We start from the raw sequence: 16269 nt of genomic DNA, 5'->3' as shown, positions 1-16269 counted from the left end.
TCATCTCTCTGATTGGGTTTTTAAATCCACTCCATGTGAAGAGCTACTCCAAGCAATATCAACAGTGATAAAAGAACAAGATCTACTGGAGTTGGGAAGATCAAGGTCCGTATCGTCTGGAAAATCGTAATCGGAACGATGAACTGGCCTGCGATTACTTTGAATTGCTTTACCCATGGTGACATATTGTAGTAATTAACTTTTCTTCGCATACAAATTCTCCTAACCTGATGATTCATGCTAACAAGATATGTGCATTTACCCAAATTTGTGATTCGTGTGAATAAAGGGCATGAAAAATGGAGAAGATGATTGACGTAAAATGATAAGATTGTATACAATAATACATATATGCTTTTATTGAATAAAAGAACATACATTGACAGGGAAGAGTAAAGCCGAAAGCTGTTTTTAGAGAGAGAAATCATTTGCTGAAAGATTTCTTAAACAAGCTCGCTTGAAGGTCGCCCTTGAGTAATTCTCTTGAACTAGAAGTAGAGAGAATCGGCATGAACGCCGTTATCCCATTTGAGAGCATAGGCTTATTTTTGCCTATGAAAAAAGGTGGCACCGCGAAATCAACTCCTTTCGTCCTTTTATTGGATGAAAGGAGTTTTTTTATTGTTTCATACCGGTATTTTTTTAAGGAGGAAGAAAAATGGAGAACAATGAACAAACACTCTCTACAAAATATGATCCGCAGGGTATCGAGCGTAACCGCTATGAGTTCTGGCTGAAGGGCAAATACTTTGAAGCGACAAATGACCAGGAAAAACAGCCTTATACTATCGTTATTCCGCCGCCTAACGTTACAGGCAAGCTTCATCTTGGGCACGCGTGGGATACAACGCTTCAAGACATTGTAACCCGCATGAAAAGAATGCAGGGCTATGACGTGCTATGGCTTCCGGGCATGGACCATGCAGGAATCGCCACTCAGGCAAAAGTAGAAGGCAAGCTGCGCGAGGAAGGCAAATCACGCTATGATCTTGGACGGGAAAAATTCGTTGAAGAAACATGGAAGTGGAAAGAAGAGTATGCATCACATATTCGTACTCAATGGTCTAAGCTTGGGCTTGGACTTGATTACTCCAGAGAGCGGTTTACTTTAGATGAAGGTTTATCAAAAGCGGTAAATGAAGTATTTGTATCTCTATATAAAAAGGGACTTATTTACCGCGGTGAATATATTATCAACTGGGATCCGCAAACGAAAACTGCTTTATCGGACATTGAAGTTATCTACAAAGATGTACAAGGCGCTTTTTACCATATGCGCTATCCTCTTTCTGATGGTTCAGGGCATATTGAAATCGCTACAACCCGTCCTGAAACAATGCTTGGCGATACAGCGGTTGCCGTTCATCCGGAAGATGACCGCTACAAGCATTTGATCGGAAAGACAGTTGTTCTGCCAATCGTTGGCCGTGAGATACCGATTGTCGGCGACGACTATGTGGATATGGAATTTGGATCAGGGGCAGTTAAAATTACGCCTGCACATGATCCGAACGATTTTGAAATCGGAAACCGCCACGGCTTGGAACGTGTTCTTGTTATGAATGAAGACGGAACAATGAATGCTAACGCAGGGAAATACAATGGTCTTGACCGTTTTGACTGCCGCAAGCAAATCGTAAAAGACCTTCAAGATATGGATGTTTTATTCAAAATTGAAGAGCATCTTCATTCTGTAGGGCACAGTGAACGAAGCGGTGCAGTTGTTGAACCATATCTTTCAACACAATGGTTTGTTAAAATGCAGCCGCTTGCTGATGCAGCAATCGAGCTTCAAGGCAAGGAAGAGAAAGTAAACTTTGTGCCAAACCGATTTGAAAATACGTATATGCGCTGGATGGAAAATATCCGTGACTGGTGTATTTCAAGACAGCTTTGGTGGGGACACAGAATTCCGGCGTGGTATAACAAAGAAACAGGTGAGGTTCATGTTGATCACTCACCGCCTGCAGATATTGAAAACTGGGAGCAGGATACAGATGTTCTTGATACGTGGTTCAGTTCCGCGCTATGGCCGTTCTCGACAATGGGCTGGCCTGATACAGAATCGATCGATTATCAGCGCTTCTATCCGACAGATGTGCTTGTAACAGGATATGATATTATCTTCTTCTGGGTTTCGCGCATGATTTTCCAGGGTCTTGAATTTACAGGTCAGCGTCCATTTAAAGATGTGCTGATTCACGGGCTAGTCCGCGATGAGCAAGGCCGCAAAATGAGTAAATCTCTTGGAAACGGCGTCGATCCAATGGAAGTAATCGAGAAATATGGCGCAGATTCATTGCGTTACTTCCTGTCTACAGGAAGCTCTCCAGGCCAGGACTTGCGATTCAGCTATGAAAAGGTAGAAGCGACTTGGAACTTTGCAAATAAGATCTGGAATGCTTCACGTTTTGCTTTAATGAACATGGCTGGCCTGAAATATGAAGAGATCGATATCAGCGGAGAAAAATCAGTAGCTGACAAATGGATACTTACTCGATTAAACGAAACAATTGAGCATGTGACCAAGCTTGCTGATAAATATGAATTCGGTGAAGTAGGCCGCCTTCTTTATAACTTCATCTGGGATGATTTCTGTGACTGGTATATCGAAATGGCGAAGCTTCCTCTATATGGGGACAATGAAGAAGCAAAGAAAACAACTCGTTCCATTCTTGCATATGTGCTTGATAACACAATGAGACTTCTTCACCCATTCATGCCTTTCATTACAGAGGAAATATGGCAGAATCTTCCTCACAACGGGGAATCCATTACAATTGCAAAATGGCCTGAAGTGAATGCTTCATTAACGGACGAAAAAGCTGCTGCAGATATGAAATTGCTAGTTGAAGTAATCCGTTCAGTAAGAAATGTCCGAGCTGAGGTAAATACACCGATGAGCAAGCAGATTCCAATGCTGATTAAAGCGAAAAATGCGGATGTTGGGCAACAGCTTGACGATAACCGTGCATACATTGAGCGTTTCTGCAACACAAGCAGCCTTTCAATCAGCACGGATGCAGAATCAGGCGAAAAAGCGATGACTTCTGTCGTAACGGGAGCTGAGCTTATTTTCCCGCTTGAAGGCTTAATCAATATTGATGAAGAAATCTCACGTCTTCAAAAAGAGCTTGATAAATTGAATAAAGAAGTCGAACGTGTTCAAAAGAAACTGAGCAACGAAGGCTTTGTGAAAAAAGCACCTGAAAAAGTTATTGAGGAAGAACGTGCGAAAGAAAGCGATTATGTAGAGAAAAGAGAAGCTGTTCTTTCTAGAATCAGTGAATTAAAAGGGTAAGCTTTTTAATAGGCTCGGGTTGTGATTGGCAGAATCACACCCGAGTTTTCATGTAAATAGAGAGAAAAGGGGTATATGATATGTTTCAAACTTATGAGGAAGCGGTAGACTGGATTCATTCGCGTCTAAGATTCGGCATTAAACCCGGATTGAAGCGGATGACCTGGATGATGGAAAAATTAAATAATCCCCATATACAAATTCGCGCCATTCATGTTGCAGGCACAAATGGCAAAGGGTCAACCATTGCATATATGCGCAATGTTCTTCAAGAAGCAGGGTACACGACAGGTACATTCACCTCTCCGTTCCTGGAAACATTCAACGAGAGAATCAGCATGAACGGCAAACCTATATCTGATGAAGAAATGCTGTTTTTAGTTAATATGATCAGGCCGCTTGCAGATGAACTTGAAGACACTGAGCTTGGCGGACCGACTGAATTTGAAGTAATCACAGCCATGGCTTTCTATTATTTTGGGAGACATGAAAAAACAGATATTTTGCTGCTGGAAACCGGTCTTGGCGGCACATATGATTCAACCAATATTGCTGAGCCGATCTTAACAATGATTACAAGCATCGGTTTTGATCACATGAATATTCTTGGCAATACAATAGAAGAAATCGCCGGTGAAAAAGCAGGAATCATCAAGGAGGGCATTCCTATGCTGACATCTGTTACAGATGAACGGGCATTAAATGTAATAAACCAAAAGGCAAAAGACATGAACGCTGCCGTTTACCATGATACTTTTCCGGTTTTGAATCATCAGCCCCTTCCAAGAGGAGAAAGGTTCGAAATGAAGACTCCTTTCAGCTATTATAAGAACCTTGAAATATCAATGCGCGGAGAGCATCAAGTTCAGAATGCGGCTCTTGCAGTAATGGCACTTGATTATTTGCGTTCGAAGGAATTATTTCATATTGATGAGCAGCATGTGATTAAAGGACTTTTGCAGACCAGCTGGAACGGCAGATTTGAACAGCTATCAGAGTACCCAGCGGTCATTGTGGACGGGGCTCATAATAAAGAGGGCGTAGAGAGTCTTACTGCTGCGATGAAGCGCCATTATCACGGCAAAAAGATTCATATTCTCTTTTCGGCTTTAAAAGATAAGGAATACACTCCGATGATTGATATCCTCTCATCTATTGCAGATAGTATGCATTTTACGACTTTTGATTTTCCAAGAGCTGCTTCGGCAGAAGAGCTTTTTCAGGCATGCAGACATGGAAAAAAGGATTTTGAAGATGATTGGAAAGCTGCTTTTCTAAAAATGATGGAAGCAGGCGAATTAAAAGATGTTTTCCTAGTGACCGGTTCTCTTTACTTTATCTCAGAAGTTAGGCCTTTTTGTCGAAATTTCTTATCGAAAGATTAGGTTGATAGTCCTAATAACAAATGACAGATATCTGAATTTTTGTTAAAATATAAAAATAATAAATTTAAAGATAGAGAGAGGGGGACAGTACATGGAAAAAAATCTTAAGATTGTATTATGGGTGTCGTGGGCCATTCTATTTCCGGCAGCTTTATGTGCAGCTTATTATTTTTGGCCGCCGATGATAGCGGGTAATGAACTGGCTATTGCAACATTCCTGTTATTAATGTGTATTGTTTCCATCTTTCCTATTATCGTGAACGAAACTCCTGTTTTTTTCGCTCAGGGTGTTTCAATTTCCGTCTTCCTGCTTTTCGGGCCATTAGTTGAAATGATACTAATGCAGATTTCCCTTACAGTTCTTCTTATCAAGCTTCGCGTAGGTTTAAGAGAAATCCACCGCTATCCTACAAATTCATTGATGTTTCTAATCGTCTCTGTTGCAGGGGCTGCTGTCTACTATGCCATTGGCGGAACACATGGACAAACAGAATTCACTCTTGAGTTCTTAACTAAAGTTATCATATATGCGTTCACAATTTGCCTGACAAATCACTTTTTTCTTCAGCATGTGATCAGAGGTTTTTTCTATAAAAACAAAGAAAAATTCTTTTCAAAGGATTTTTTATGGGAGATTTTCACGACGCTCATGTTCCTGCCGGTGGGAATAATGCTGTACATATTATATGAAGATTTAGGCTTAGAAGCTCTGTTCTATGTGGGAATACCATTCGTTGGAATCTCCTTTATCCTGCTCCTGCTGTCCAATAGCCAGCGATTGAATTCATATCTGCAGCAAGCAAGTGAGATCGGGCATCAGCTTACAGAAAGACTGGAAGTAAAAGAAGTCATGGATGTCTATATTGATAAACTGACATCCATGATCAATGCGGATTATGCTTACATCATTGATGTCGTGAATGATTACGAGCTCAAAGTTATCAGAAAGCTTGAAAATGGACAGATAGTAACTGGTACGAAAGAAACGATCTCTGTCCATCATGGAATCAGCGGATTAGTGTATGCAAAAAAGAAAAGCGTCCTCTACAAAAAAAGGGAACATTGGGCAAAGCTTGAGAAAACGCTGCTGCCTGAAACTATTGAAAGCTTGATTGGCGTCCCCATTGTCAGAAACCAAAAGGTCGTAGGCATTGTCGTTCTTGCCTCTAACAAAAAACGGTCCTACGACTATTCACAGCTGATGATTGTTGATTTATTAACTGCCTATCTCGGTGTTGCGATTGACAATGCAAGAAGCTATGAGGAAACGAAAAAACAAAGTGAACGCTGTGCGCTCACAGGTCTCTTTAACTATCGGTACATGGAGAAGCTGCTTGAATCGGAGTATTTTAAACTTGGCAGCACTCAGCTGAACCATTTATCTCTCATTCTGCTCGACATTGATCACTTCAAAAAAGTGAATGATACGTATGGTCATCAGGCCGGAAATGAAATCCTGATCGCACTCGCAGACCGGCTTGTAAGGTTTATCGGAGAACGGGGCACTGTTGCGAGGTATGGGGGAGAAGAGTTTGTCATTCTCCTGCCGAACGTGGACAAGATGGCATGCTTTGCCTTCGCTGAAGGAATTCGAAAAACCATTGCAAACCGGCCATTCATGATTGACCAGGACATTCAGACCTTCGGCAAGCGACATTCCATCTCGATTACTGCAAGCATAGGATACGCAACTGCTCCTTATGATGCAGAGGGACCGCTTGACCTCATCAGACATGCTGACCGTGCCATGTATATTGGAGCCAAACAGGCAGGACGGAACCGTGTGGCGGAGTATGTGAAATAGAAAACCAGCATCCTTAATGGGTGCTGGTTTTTGGTTTTATTCGATTTTTTGATCAATTGTTTCTAAGGCGTGAATTTAGTGCAAAATCATTTTGATTTTTGGAGAAGTACAAACTTCAAATATGATTTTAGTTGCCGGGTCAAGTATGTATTCACACTCTCCCATAACCAGCCAATCCACACACAAACAAACCCTTAGGGTATCCCGGGTGTCTCCTTTTGTCGCATTTAAAATAACATTTGATCCGTATACTCCACCTTTAATTTTAATATTGAATCCTATACCTATACCATACATTTCTAGAGTTTGGTTTGAATATAGAAAGGCATCAATCACTTTTGGTTCTGTTCTGAATTCATTATTATTTGCTGCAAGCATACCGCTGTCCGCCTCGCACACATAACTTTTAGTTCTTTGTTTTCAAGTTCAGTTCAGATATAGCAGGCTATCTCCATTGTTGAAAATATCTTGGAAAATGAAGTGATTTCAAGAGAATGAATCACGAAACGCGCTGGAAAAGGAAACTCGTTAACAGAATCAATGAAAGATCATTGGTTTTTTCCGCCTCTTGTGACCCGTATGAGCGCAATAGGAGAAGGATAGGGTTTACTTAATGAAATGTATTCTAAAATGGCCGATTTTTGTGAAGGCGAAGCCGAACAGGCAGCAGATAGATTGAAATCTCTGATCGAACCGCTAATAATTGTTTTCTTGCAGGAATTGTAGGAGGAGTAGTGACTTTCATCTAGTACCATTGTCAGGTATATTCAACAATAATAATTAAATCTCAACAAAAAATTAACAATTTAACCCAGTTTTACATGCTATAATGACTACGTTCTATATAAAGTGATATATTGCTAATTTACTAGTTGAAGGAGAGAAAGATATGTTTAAAAAGGTGTTAAAGAACGAACGAGGATTAACCCTGATCGAGCTTATTGAGGTTGTTGTTATTTTGGGGATTATCGCTGCTAATGCTGTGCCTGGTATTGGGAATGTAATACAAAATTCGTGCGAAGATGCAGGTAAAGCTGAAGCTGCAAATATATTAAATGTTGCAAGACTATATTCTTCTACTGATGAAGTTCGAGCTGATGGAATCTTAGAAGATGGTGACCTGGGAGGTAATTTGGAAAACGTAAATTTCATAGTGGATTTTTCTGTAAAAGCAAATTTAAATTCAATGACTTTATCAGGTAATGCAAATGTAAATGACGGAACAATTACATTTACAAACAGTACATTAGAAGCTATTAGTAACCTTGATGATATAGATAATCCACCTAATACAATTTCTGTATATGGATAATTTCGGAATAATAAAAATGGCTAATATTTTTTTATTCTTCTACGGTCTCCTACTAGGGTCCTTCTTCAACGTAGTCGGTATCCGTGTACCAAATAAAGAATCCATTGCTGCGCCCCGTTCAGCTTGTCCGGGGTGTCATCATACTTTAACAGCAGGTGAGCTTATTCCTGTTATTTCTTATCTTTTACAGGGCGGAAAATGCCGGAAGTGCAGGATGCGGATATCTCCGCTTTATCCGTTTGTGGAGCTGAAGACGGCAATTCTTTTTGCGATATCACCTCTGCTGGCGGGATGGTCAAAAGAATTGGTTATTGCATTAACTCTGATCTCTCTGTTCATGATAATTTTCGTTTCGGATATGAAATATATGATTATTCCAGATAAAGTTCTTTTGTTTTTTGCCGGGTTGTTTGTTATAGAGAGGATCTTCATTCCGCTGACACCATGGTGGAATCCGCTGATTGGCGCTGTTGCCGGTTTCATTTTGCTTTATGGAATCGCCATATTGAGTAAAGGGAAGGGTATGGGCGGAGGAGATATTAAACTGTTTGCAGTACTTGGTCTTGCAATCGGCTGGAAGCTCGTTCTGCTATCCTTCTTTTTATCTTGTGTTGTTGGTTCCATCATTGGAGTACTTGCGATTATGACGGGTAAAGTGAAGCGTAAGCAGCCGATTCCTTTTGGTCCGTCAATTATGGTTGGAACCATCGCAGCTTATTTTTACGGGCAAGAGCTGCTTCAGTGGTATTTCAAAATAATCGGTTATTAGGCTTGGAAGTAAAGTAATGGATATATGTTCATTTTTGTTAAGTAAAAACAATAATTTCACAATTAAGGATGAGGTTATCCGGTAGTTCAAATGAATTAGGCAAGTCCTTTTATACCCCAGTTTTTGCAGGAGCGTTTTCTGCTGGAATGGGCTTATTCGAACGGTGTCATTCAGGATTTTAAGACTCTATCCCTTATTTTGGATGAACTTTCGGTGTAAGAAGACTTGAAGGATAATTAAATAAGAGGACACTATATATAACTGAAGGAGAAAAAACAGAAAAAGTCTGAGTCGATGGAGTGCGTGAAAGTGATTCTGGGGAACAAAGAATCCCAATTATCCTTTTGATTGCAGCTGTCCTTCAACTTGTTGCCTGTATGCAGGCGTCTATTTTTAGTAATCAACAGACACTGGTTTCTTCAAGAAAAATGCAGCTAATACAGTTTTCACTATTAACAAGCGGCAAGACTTCGACAGAAAGCATGCCTGGTGTAAATTCTGTAGAATTACAGCGAATGGTCCCTGTCCCTATGGTGGAGCAGCTCAGCTGCTTCTTGTGTCTGTCCGTTTTTGATGCTTCCGGCTGGTTTCTGCAGCAGTTTCAACGGAAGCAGCAGGCGGCAGCAAAGCATCTCCACTTTCGGCAAATGTCACATTCTTTATCCTGCTGTTTGACACGCTTTCTGCTTTTTTCCAAGTCAGAATGCAGGTTTCAGCTTTTTATGCAGATGGTTTGCAGGATCTATACGAGGAAACCCCTAAGGTGGCTGCTCCGCAGCCAAGCAATAAATATCCCACTTACTCCGTCGCTTGTAACTGAGGATGACGAATAGGGTGATTATTTGACGAAAACCTTTCTGAACAAGACGACAAATGTCTTGTTCTTTTTTTATTTTCGTATGCTAGCATGGAATTCAGATATGAGAATCGTTTCAGATGGGGGGTGTTAAATTGGACAAGCAGCAGGCAAATGCTATTAAGATCAAGATCAATGGAGAAGAACGCAACCTGAAAAGTGTGAAACAGCAGAAAAAGAAGTCGGACGAAAAAGACCAAGAAGGGGTCTCTTTGGATTTTCCTGTTCTAAGCTGGGATGAGAAAGTAATGGCTGAAAAAGAAGTAGCGGCTTCCGATGCCAAGAAAGAGGATGATTTTTCCTGGGTTTTGCCTGAGGATGACGGTGAAGTGTTTCAGGATGATCCAAAAGTAGTCGCTCCTAAAAAGACAGCATCTAAAGGGAAGGGCTCACCTTACTTCGGCACTGGCATAAAGAATCCATTAAGCTCTTATCCATTTAAGCAATATGCGGTTACCATCATACTGGCGATTGTGCTTGGTGTGAGCTTCGGATTTGTTGCATTGAATTTTATTTCAAATGAGGATTTGCCGGCAGCACTGCAGCAGGCCGGTGCAGGCGCTGAGACAGACCAAGCGGCTGCTCAAGCCGATTCAAAAGAAGCAGGTGCAGGTTCTGGCAGTTCTTCAGCAGACATTCAGCTGTACTTCGCGCAAATTGGAAAATTTTCATCTAAAGAAGGTGCAGAAACAACAGCGGCTGACATGAAAAGCAATGGGTTTCCCGCTATAACAGTTGAGGAAGACGGCTCATACTTTGTATATGGGGGAGTCGGAAACGCAAAACAGGAAACAGATGGTTTGAGCAATGTTTACCAATCAAGCGCCATCGAGCCGTGGAGCGGGAAAAGTGATGTATTTTCAATGAAAACGAATGAAGACGCAAGTGCCCTTATCAATCATTTTAAATCGTTGGTCACATTATCTTCATCAGCAGTCACAGGCAAGGCAAATGATGTTGACACGAAATCTGATGCTATCCTGACAGAACTGAACAAATTAAAACTGAAAGATGAGAATCTTGTTGCCGTCAAAAAGGATCTAACAGATATATCCATGCTTCTTAAAGAAGATGTTAGTGAAAAGACAGGGTGGGAAGCACAGCAAAAGCTTATGGATCTCTTAGTTTCATTAAAATGAAGGTTGTCCTCATGAGGGCAATTTTTTTTGTTTTTTAGTAACGCCTAAACCCGAAAATTTGATTATTCCTATTTGTGTATCCCTGCAGGGTTTGCTACGATACGAATGTATCTCCCTTTTAAACCGAGTGAAAGGATGTTGAAGGATGCAGCAGCACCTTATTTTGGCATCAGGTTCTCCGCGCAGAAAAGAACTGCTTGAGAATGTACATGTGCCTTTTGAAGTTGTAATCAGTGATGTAGAAGAAGTTGTGGATCCATTGCTCGCGCCTCCTGATATTGTGATGTCGCTTGCAGAGCAAAAAGCTGCAGCAGTAGCGGAGCGTTTCACTGAATCGTTTGTGCTTGGAGCAGACACAGTTGTTGTCTATAAGGATGAAATTTTAGGCAAGCCGGCCAATACAGAAGAAGCAAAGCAGATGCTTGCTAAATTATCAGGCAATACCCACCAGGTCTTAACGGGGGTTGCCATTTTATTTCAAGAAGAGAAAATTGTGTTTTATGAACAGACAGATGTAACTTTCTGGCCAATTTCAGAAGAAGAAATTGAAGATTACATTGATACTGAGGAGCCGATGGATAAAGCAGGATCATATGGAATTCAAGAGCTCGGTTCGTTATTTGTAAAAGAAATAAAAGGCGACTACTTTTCTGTTGTCGGATTGCCTGTTGCTCGTACAATCAGAGAGCTGAAGAAGGCAGGGTTTTCACTTAAATAAAAGAGCAGAAGCAGAGAGGACAAATAGGAGGAGACGGCGATTGGAAGTCTTAAAAATCCATGATTTCCCTGAAGAAGACAGGCCGCGTGAAAGATTAATTCATGACGGTCCTGGAAGTCTTGCAAATCACGAGCTGCTTGCTATATTGCTTAGAACAGGTTCAAAAAAGGAATCTGTTCTCCAGCTTTCAAACAGGCTGCTCAATCATTTTGAAGGATTAAGGTTTCTTAAAGAAGCATCTGCTGCGGAACTGACAAGCATCTCTGGAATCGGGGAAGCGAAGGCCGTGCAGATCCTCGCTTCACTTGAGCTGGGCAGAAGAATTAACCGCCTCACATACGAAGACAGATATGTCATCAAGTCTCCTCAAGACGGTGCGAATTATGTAATGGAAGAAATGCGCTTTTTATCACAGGAGCATTTCGTTTGCCTCTATTTAAATACGAAAAACCAAGTGCTTCATAAACAAACTGTTTTTATCGGCAGCCTCAATGCCTCAATTGTCCATCCCCGCGAAGTGTACAAAGAAGCTTTGAAACGATCGGCCGCTTCAATTATTTGCATCCATAATCACCCCTCGGGAGACCCGACTCCAAGCCGTGAAGACATTGAAGTTACAAAAAGATTAACAGAGTGTGGTAAAATGTTGGGGATAGAGCTTTTGGACCATCTTATTATCGGTGAGCAAAAATATGTGAGTTTAAAAGAAAAAGGATATTTGTAACACTTTTATTTTTGCGTAATTACGCTATAATAATGTTTATGAGTTTTTTTAGTTCTCATATGACATTTGAAAATAAATAGTAGAAAGTAATTCGGTTTTTAGAAAGGGAGATACATCTGATGTTTGGAATTGGGACAAGAGACCTTGGTATAGATTTGGGTACAGCAAATACCCTTGTTTTCGTTAAAGGAAAAGGAATTGTGGTTCGCGAGCCTTCGGTTGTAGCGATGCAGACAGACACTAAGTCTATCGTAGCCGTAGGAAATGACGCAAAAAATATGATTGGACGCACACCTGGAAATGTTGTAGCGCTCCGCCCGATGAAAGATGGCGTAATTGCCGATTATGAAACAACTGCATCAATGATGAAGTATTACATAAAACAAGCAACAAAAGGTAAAGGTGTTTTCTCCAGTAAGCCATATGTTATGGTCTGTGTTCCTTCCGGCATTACAGCAGTAGAAGAGCGTGCAGTCATTGATGCGACAAGACAAGCAGGCGCACGCGATGCTTATACGATTGAAGAGCCGTTTGCAGCTGCAATCGGTGCGAATCTTCCTGTCTGGGAACCAACTGGAAGCATGGTAGTTGATATTGGCGGAGGTACGACAGAAGTGGCCATTATTTCTCTTGGAGGAATTGTTACGTCTCAATCCATCCGCGTTGCCGGTGACGAAATGGACGATGCCATTGTCAACTATATCCGCAAAACATATAACTTAATGATTGGCGACCGTACTTCAGAATCTATTAAAATGGAAATTGGTTCTGCAGGATCAGCTGAAGGTGTCGATAATATGGACATTCGCGGCCGTGATTTACTCACAGGCCTTCCAAAGACAATTGAAATTACGGCTAAGGAAATTGCAGAAGCTTTGCGCGATACGGTCAACTCGATTGTTGATTCTGTTAAAAACACACTTGAAAAAACACCGCCTGAGCTTGCGGCTGATATTATGGACCGCGGCATCGTTCTTACTGGGGGCGGAGCTTTGCTTCGCAACATTGATAAAGTGATCAGCGAAGAAACAAACATGCCTGTTTTAATTGCAGAAAACCCGCTTGATTGTGTTGCAATCGGTACAGGGAAAGCTCTTGAGCATATTCATTTGTTCAAAACAAAAGCAAGAGACAGCCGCTAATTGTGAAATAAACATTAAGAGGGTGTAAAAGTCACATGCCACAGTTTTTCTTGAATAAACGTCTTATATTGTTGCTGGTTAGTATCATCTTTTTAGTGGCATTGATTGGGTATTCTTTAAAAGAAGACAGACAGCTAACATGGCCAGAACAATTTGTTAAAGATTCAACAGGATTATTCCAAACTGTATTTCATAAGCCCGCACAATATGTAGCGGGCTTCTTTGAGAATGTCGGCGATTTGAAAAATACATATGAAGAAAATAAATTGCTTAAAAGCAAAATTGACGAGCATATGAAAATCGAGACCGAGCTTCAGGAGCTGAAACGAGATAACGAAAAGCTTCGGGCTGAAATCGGTGCCGAAGAATCACTTAGAGAATACAATCCAATCGTTGCCACTTTGATTGCACGAAATCCAGATCCGGGCCGCTGGTTTGACCTGATTACCATTGATAAGGGATCACAGCACGGCATTCAGAAGGATATGGCCGTAATCACGGATAAAGGATTAATCGGAAAAATAAAAAATACATCAAAATTCAATTCAACTGTTCAGCTATTAAGCTCTCCGGACCGCAAAAACCGGATTGCAGCTGAAATACAGGGCAAGGACGGGCAGCCAAATATTTTCGGATTGATCGAAGGATATGATGAGAAGAAAAAAGCGCTGCTGCTCAAAAAAATTGAATCGGATGTTAAAATCGAAAAAGGGCAGAAGGTAGTCACGTCAGGGAGCAGCGGAATATTCCCTGAAGGTCTTGTTATTGGTGAAGTAATGGAGGTAGAGCCGGATTCCTACGGACTTTCACAAATGGCCTATATCAAACCTGAAGCTGATCTTTATAATATTGACCGTGTTTTTGTAACAGAACGCGTGAAAGAAACGATTGATATCGATAATATGGATCCAGAGGAGGAGGAAGAATAATGAATCGTATTCTCCTTCCTCTTTTAATCTTATTTATTTTCATTTCCGAAAGCACCTTTGTTGTTTTGATTGAGCTTCCATTCACAAATGACAACCAAGTCATCATCCCGCGCTTTGTCATGCTCGCGATTGTTTATATTACGGCATATTACAGTCAAAAATCAGGGCTGATTTACGGCATGGTTTTTGGACTGCTGCATGACATTGTATACACAGAAATACTTGGCATTTATTTATTTGCCTATCCATTGTTCGCTTATTTAATTTCAAAAGCTTTAAAAGCACTGCAGGGAAATATGCTCGTTGTGCTTTTCTTGTCGTTGCTTGCTGTTACACTTTTGGAATTCTACTCGTATGGCATTCAAATGCTGATCGGCTACTCCAATCTGTCATTCTATGATTTTACTAATTTGAGACTTTTGCCTACACTTGCTGCTAATTCTGTCGGGGCAATCGTCCTGATTTACCCAATGAGCCGCTTTATATCGAAAGTAAAAATGGATTATCTGGATGATTAGCGTTTATTGATGAATCACATTCTGGCAGACTACTATCGTTGCGGCAGACATGTTGGATCATCAGCCGGTTTTCTATCAAAATTCTCTTATAAAAAAAGAGGGAGATTGCATCTATCTGTCGAAATAGTATAGTCGTTGAGGTGAACGTCATGAAGGCTCAGAAACAGCAATTTGTCACAATAAAAGGTACAAAAGATGGATTAACGCTGCATCTCGATGATTCATGTTCTTTTGAAGAGCTGCTGAATGAACTTGAGCAAATGTTGTCCTTAAAGCAATACATTCATGAAGATGGGCCATATATCACCGTTAACGTCAAAGCGGGTAACCGTCTGCTTCATAAAAAACAGCAGGATCAAATTGAAGCTGTTATACAAAAAAAACGAAATCTGGTTGTTGAAACATTTGAAAGCAATGTTGTTACAAAGGATCATGCCCTGCAAATGAAAAAAGAAGCAGAAGTGGTCTCTGTTGCTAAAATGATTCGCTCCGGACAGGTTCTTAAAGTTGAAGGCGATTTGCTCCTGATCGGAGATGTTAACCCGGGAGGCACTGTTATTGCCCGCGGAAACATCTTTATTATGGGGACGCTTAGAGGCATTGCGCATGCTGGATATAACGGGAACAAATCTGCTGTCATCGCCGCATCGGTGATGAAGCCGTCGCAAATCAGAATTTGTGACATCGTAAACCGTGCCCCTGATTATATTCAGACAGAAAAGCACGAGATGGAATGTGCTTACATAGATGAAAATGAATCTATCATCATTGATCGACTTCAGCAGTTGACTCATTTACGACCTAACTTGACAAGGTTTGAAGGGGGAATTTGACCGTGGGTGAGGCTATCGTTATTACCTCTGGCAAAGGCGGAGTTGGAAAGACAACAACTTCTGCTAATTTAGGAACATCTTTAGCGATTTTAGGAAAACGGGTATGTCTCATTGATACAGACATCGGCCTGCGCAACCTCGATGTTGTAATGGGGCTTGAAAACCGCATCATTTACGATTTGGTGGATGTTGTTGATGGCCGATGTAAAATTCATCAGGCGCTTGTAAAAGATAAACGTTTTGAAGACAGGCTTTATTTGCTCCCTGCTGCGCAGACGAGCGATAAATCAGCTGTTAATCCTGAGCAGATGAAAAAGCTGGTGGAGGAGCTGAAACAGGACTATGACTATATTGTAATTGATTGTCCTGCCGGCATCGAGCAAGGCTTTAAAAACGCTATTGCAGGAGCTGACAAGGCCATCGTCGTGACGACTCCTGAAATATCAGCCGTACGCGATGCAGACCGCATTATCGGCCTGCTTGAAAAAGAAGAGGCCATTGAGCCTCCGAAGCTAGTTATCAATCGAATCCGCAATCATTTAGTGAAAAATGGGGATATGCTGGATGTGGATGAAATTGTTACGCACCTATCAATTGATTTAATCGGAATTGTAGCAGATGATGACGATGTCATTAAAGCTTCAAATAACGGTGAGCCGATCGCCATGGATTCAAACAACCGCGCATCCATTGCATACCGGAACATTGCCCGCCGCATCCTTGGCGAATCGATTCCTCTGCAATCATTAGAAGATGCTAATCCAGGTGTTATTACAAAAATTAAACGCTTTTTCGGCGTTAGAGTATAAGTATTAAAGCAGCCTTTGAATATTCAGAGG

The 16269-nt window shown here is 41.1% G+C and carries 15 protein-coding genes and 1 other annotated feature; of the genes, 13 read left to right on the top strand and 2 right to left on the bottom strand.

Annotated elements, in window-relative coordinates:
• Positions 1 to 20 precede the first annotated feature (20 nt).
• Positions 21 to 212, bottom strand: a complete 192-nt coding sequence (locus tag QLQ22_RS18705; RefSeq protein ID WP_223437005.1) for a hypothetical protein — start codon at positions 210 to 212, stop codon at positions 21 to 23.
• A gap of 158 nt (positions 213 to 370) precedes the next feature.
• Positions 371 to 599, top strand: a binding site (T-box leader).
• Between the two features lie 59 nt (positions 600 to 658).
• Between QLQ22_RS18705 and QLQ22_RS18700 the strand changes: the two genes are divergently transcribed.
• From QLQ22_RS18700 to QLQ22_RS18690, 3 genes are all read left to right on the top strand, one after another.
• Positions 659 to 3301, top strand: coding sequence for a valine--tRNA ligase (locus tag QLQ22_RS18700; RefSeq protein WP_284015326.1), 2643 nt, complete (start codon positions 659 to 661; stop codon positions 3299 to 3301).
• Between the two features lie 80 nt (positions 3302 to 3381).
• On the top strand, positions 3382 to 4686 hold the full coding sequence (locus QLQ22_RS18695; protein ID WP_284015325.1) for a bifunctional folylpolyglutamate synthase/dihydrofolate synthase: 1305 nt from the start codon (positions 3382 to 3384) through the stop codon (positions 4684 to 4686).
• 91 nt (positions 4687 to 4777) lie between these two features.
• On the top strand, positions 4778 to 6490 hold the full coding sequence (locus QLQ22_RS18690; protein ID WP_284015324.1) for a sensor domain-containing diguanylate cyclase: 1713 nt from the start codon (positions 4778 to 4780) through the stop codon (positions 6488 to 6490).
• A gap of 75 nt (positions 6491 to 6565) precedes the next feature.
• Here the strand turns inward: QLQ22_RS18690 and QLQ22_RS18685 are convergent, their stop codons facing one another.
• Positions 6566 to 6868 carry a hypothetical protein gene (locus tag QLQ22_RS18685; RefSeq protein ID WP_284015323.1) on the bottom strand — a complete coding sequence of 101 codons (303 nt, stop codon included), beginning with the start codon at positions 6866 to 6868 and terminating at the stop codon, positions 6566 to 6568.
• Positions 6869 to 7379: 511 nt separating this feature from the next.
• Between QLQ22_RS18685 and QLQ22_RS18680 the strand changes: the two genes are divergently transcribed.
• The 10 genes from QLQ22_RS18680 to minD all read left to right on the top strand — a co-directional run bounded on the left by QLQ22_RS18680 (position 7380) and on the right by minD (position 16239).
• Positions 7380 to 7802 (top strand): type IV pilin protein, encoded by a 423-nt coding sequence (locus tag QLQ22_RS18680; RefSeq protein ID WP_223436994.1) that lies wholly within the window; start codon positions 7380 to 7382, stop codon positions 7800 to 7802.
• Between the two features lie 16 nt (positions 7803 to 7818).
• Positions 7819 to 8571, top strand: a complete 753-nt coding sequence (locus tag QLQ22_RS18675) for a prepilin peptidase (RefSeq protein WP_223436992.1) — start codon at positions 7819 to 7821, stop codon at positions 8569 to 8571.
• A gap of 951 nt (positions 8572 to 9522) precedes the next feature.
• Positions 9523 to 10566 (top strand): hypothetical protein, encoded by a 1044-nt coding sequence (locus tag QLQ22_RS18670; RefSeq protein WP_284015322.1) that lies wholly within the window; start codon positions 9523 to 9525, stop codon positions 10564 to 10566.
• 145 nt (positions 10567 to 10711) lie between these two features.
• Positions 10712 to 11284 carry a Maf family protein gene (locus tag QLQ22_RS18665; protein ID WP_223436988.1) on the top strand — a complete coding sequence of 191 codons (573 nt, stop codon included), beginning with the start codon at positions 10712 to 10714 and terminating at the stop codon, positions 11282 to 11284.
• A gap of 40 nt (positions 11285 to 11324) precedes the next feature.
• Positions 11325 to 12008, top strand: a complete 684-nt coding sequence (radC, locus tag QLQ22_RS18660) for a RadC family protein (protein ID WP_223436986.1) — start codon at positions 11325 to 11327, stop codon at positions 12006 to 12008.
• 119 nt (positions 12009 to 12127) lie between these two features.
• A complete protein-coding gene (locus QLQ22_RS18655; RefSeq protein ID WP_223436984.1) occupies positions 12128 to 13150 on the top strand; it encodes a rod shape-determining protein in 1023 nt (340 codons plus the stop codon).
• A gap of 35 nt (positions 13151 to 13185) precedes the next feature.
• Positions 13186 to 14079 carry a rod shape-determining protein MreC gene (mreC, locus tag QLQ22_RS18650; protein WP_223436982.1) on the top strand — a complete coding sequence of 298 codons (894 nt, stop codon included), beginning with the start codon at positions 13186 to 13188 and terminating at the stop codon, positions 14077 to 14079.
• Positions 14079 to 14597, top strand: coding sequence for a rod shape-determining protein MreD (gene mreD, locus QLQ22_RS18645; protein ID WP_223436980.1), 519 nt, complete (start codon positions 14079 to 14081; stop codon positions 14595 to 14597). Before mreC ends, mreD begins: the two co-directional genes overlap by 1 nt.
• A gap of 149 nt (positions 14598 to 14746) precedes the next feature.
• The gene (gene minC, locus QLQ22_RS18640; RefSeq protein ID WP_223436978.1) at positions 14747 to 15430 is read left to right on the top strand and encodes a septum site-determining protein MinC; all 684 of its coding nucleotides are present in this window, start codon (positions 14747 to 14749) and stop codon (positions 15428 to 15430) included.
• 2 nt (positions 15431 to 15432) lie between these two features.
• On the top strand, positions 15433 to 16239 hold the full coding sequence (minD, locus tag QLQ22_RS18635; RefSeq protein WP_223436976.1) for a septum site-determining protein MinD: 807 nt from the start codon (positions 15433 to 15435) through the stop codon (positions 16237 to 16239).
• The last annotated feature ends 30 nt before the right edge of the window (positions 16240 to 16269 follow it).

This window comes from Metabacillus hrfriensis, from assembly GCF_030127205.1.
Taxonomy (GTDB): domain Bacteria; phylum Bacillota; class Bacilli; order Bacillales; family Bacillaceae; genus Bacillus_P; species Bacillus_P dongyingensis.
Note: the sequence above shows the minus strand (reverse complement) of the source record. Positions and strands in the feature narration are given on the sequence as shown.

Excerpts from the sequence above, each read along its gene's own strand:
- QLQ22_RS18690 (WP_284015324.1), top strand. The coding sequence starts at position 4,778 with ATGGAAAAAAATCTTAAGATTGTATTATGGGTGTCGTGGGCCATTCTA.
- QLQ22_RS18685 (WP_284015323.1), bottom strand. The coding sequence starts at position 6,868 with ATGCTTGCAGCAAATAATAATGAATTCAGAACAGAACCAAAAGTGATT.
- QLQ22_RS18705 (WP_223437005.1), bottom strand. The coding sequence starts at position 212 with ATGCGAAGAAAAGTTAATTACTACAATATGTCACCATGGGTAAAGCAA.
- QLQ22_RS18700 (WP_284015326.1), top strand. The coding sequence starts at position 659 with ATGGAGAACAATGAACAAACACTCTCTACAAAATATGATCCGCAGGGT.
- minC (WP_223436978.1), top strand. The coding sequence starts at position 14,747 with ATGAAGGCTCAGAAACAGCAATTTGTCACAATAAAAGGTACAAAAGAT.
- mreC (WP_223436982.1), top strand. The coding sequence starts at position 13,186 with ATGCCACAGTTTTTCTTGAATAAACGTCTTATATTGTTGCTGGTTAGT.
- QLQ22_RS18680 (WP_223436994.1), top strand. The coding sequence starts at position 7,380 with ATGTTTAAAAAGGTGTTAAAGAACGAACGAGGATTAACCCTGATCGAG.
- QLQ22_RS18665 (WP_223436988.1), top strand. The coding sequence starts at position 10,712 with ATGCAGCAGCACCTTATTTTGGCATCAGGTTCTCCGCGCAGAAAAGAA.
- QLQ22_RS18655 (WP_223436984.1), top strand. The coding sequence starts at position 12,128 with ATGTTTGGAATTGGGACAAGAGACCTTGGTATAGATTTGGGTACAGCA.
- mreD (WP_223436980.1), top strand. The coding sequence starts at position 14,079 with ATGAATCGTATTCTCCTTCCTCTTTTAATCTTATTTATTTTCATTTCC.
- QLQ22_RS18695 (WP_284015325.1), top strand. The coding sequence starts at position 3,382 with ATGTTTCAAACTTATGAGGAAGCGGTAGACTGGATTCATTCGCGTCTA.
- QLQ22_RS18675 (WP_223436992.1), top strand. The coding sequence starts at position 7,819 with ATGGCTAATATTTTTTTATTCTTCTACGGTCTCCTACTAGGGTCCTTC.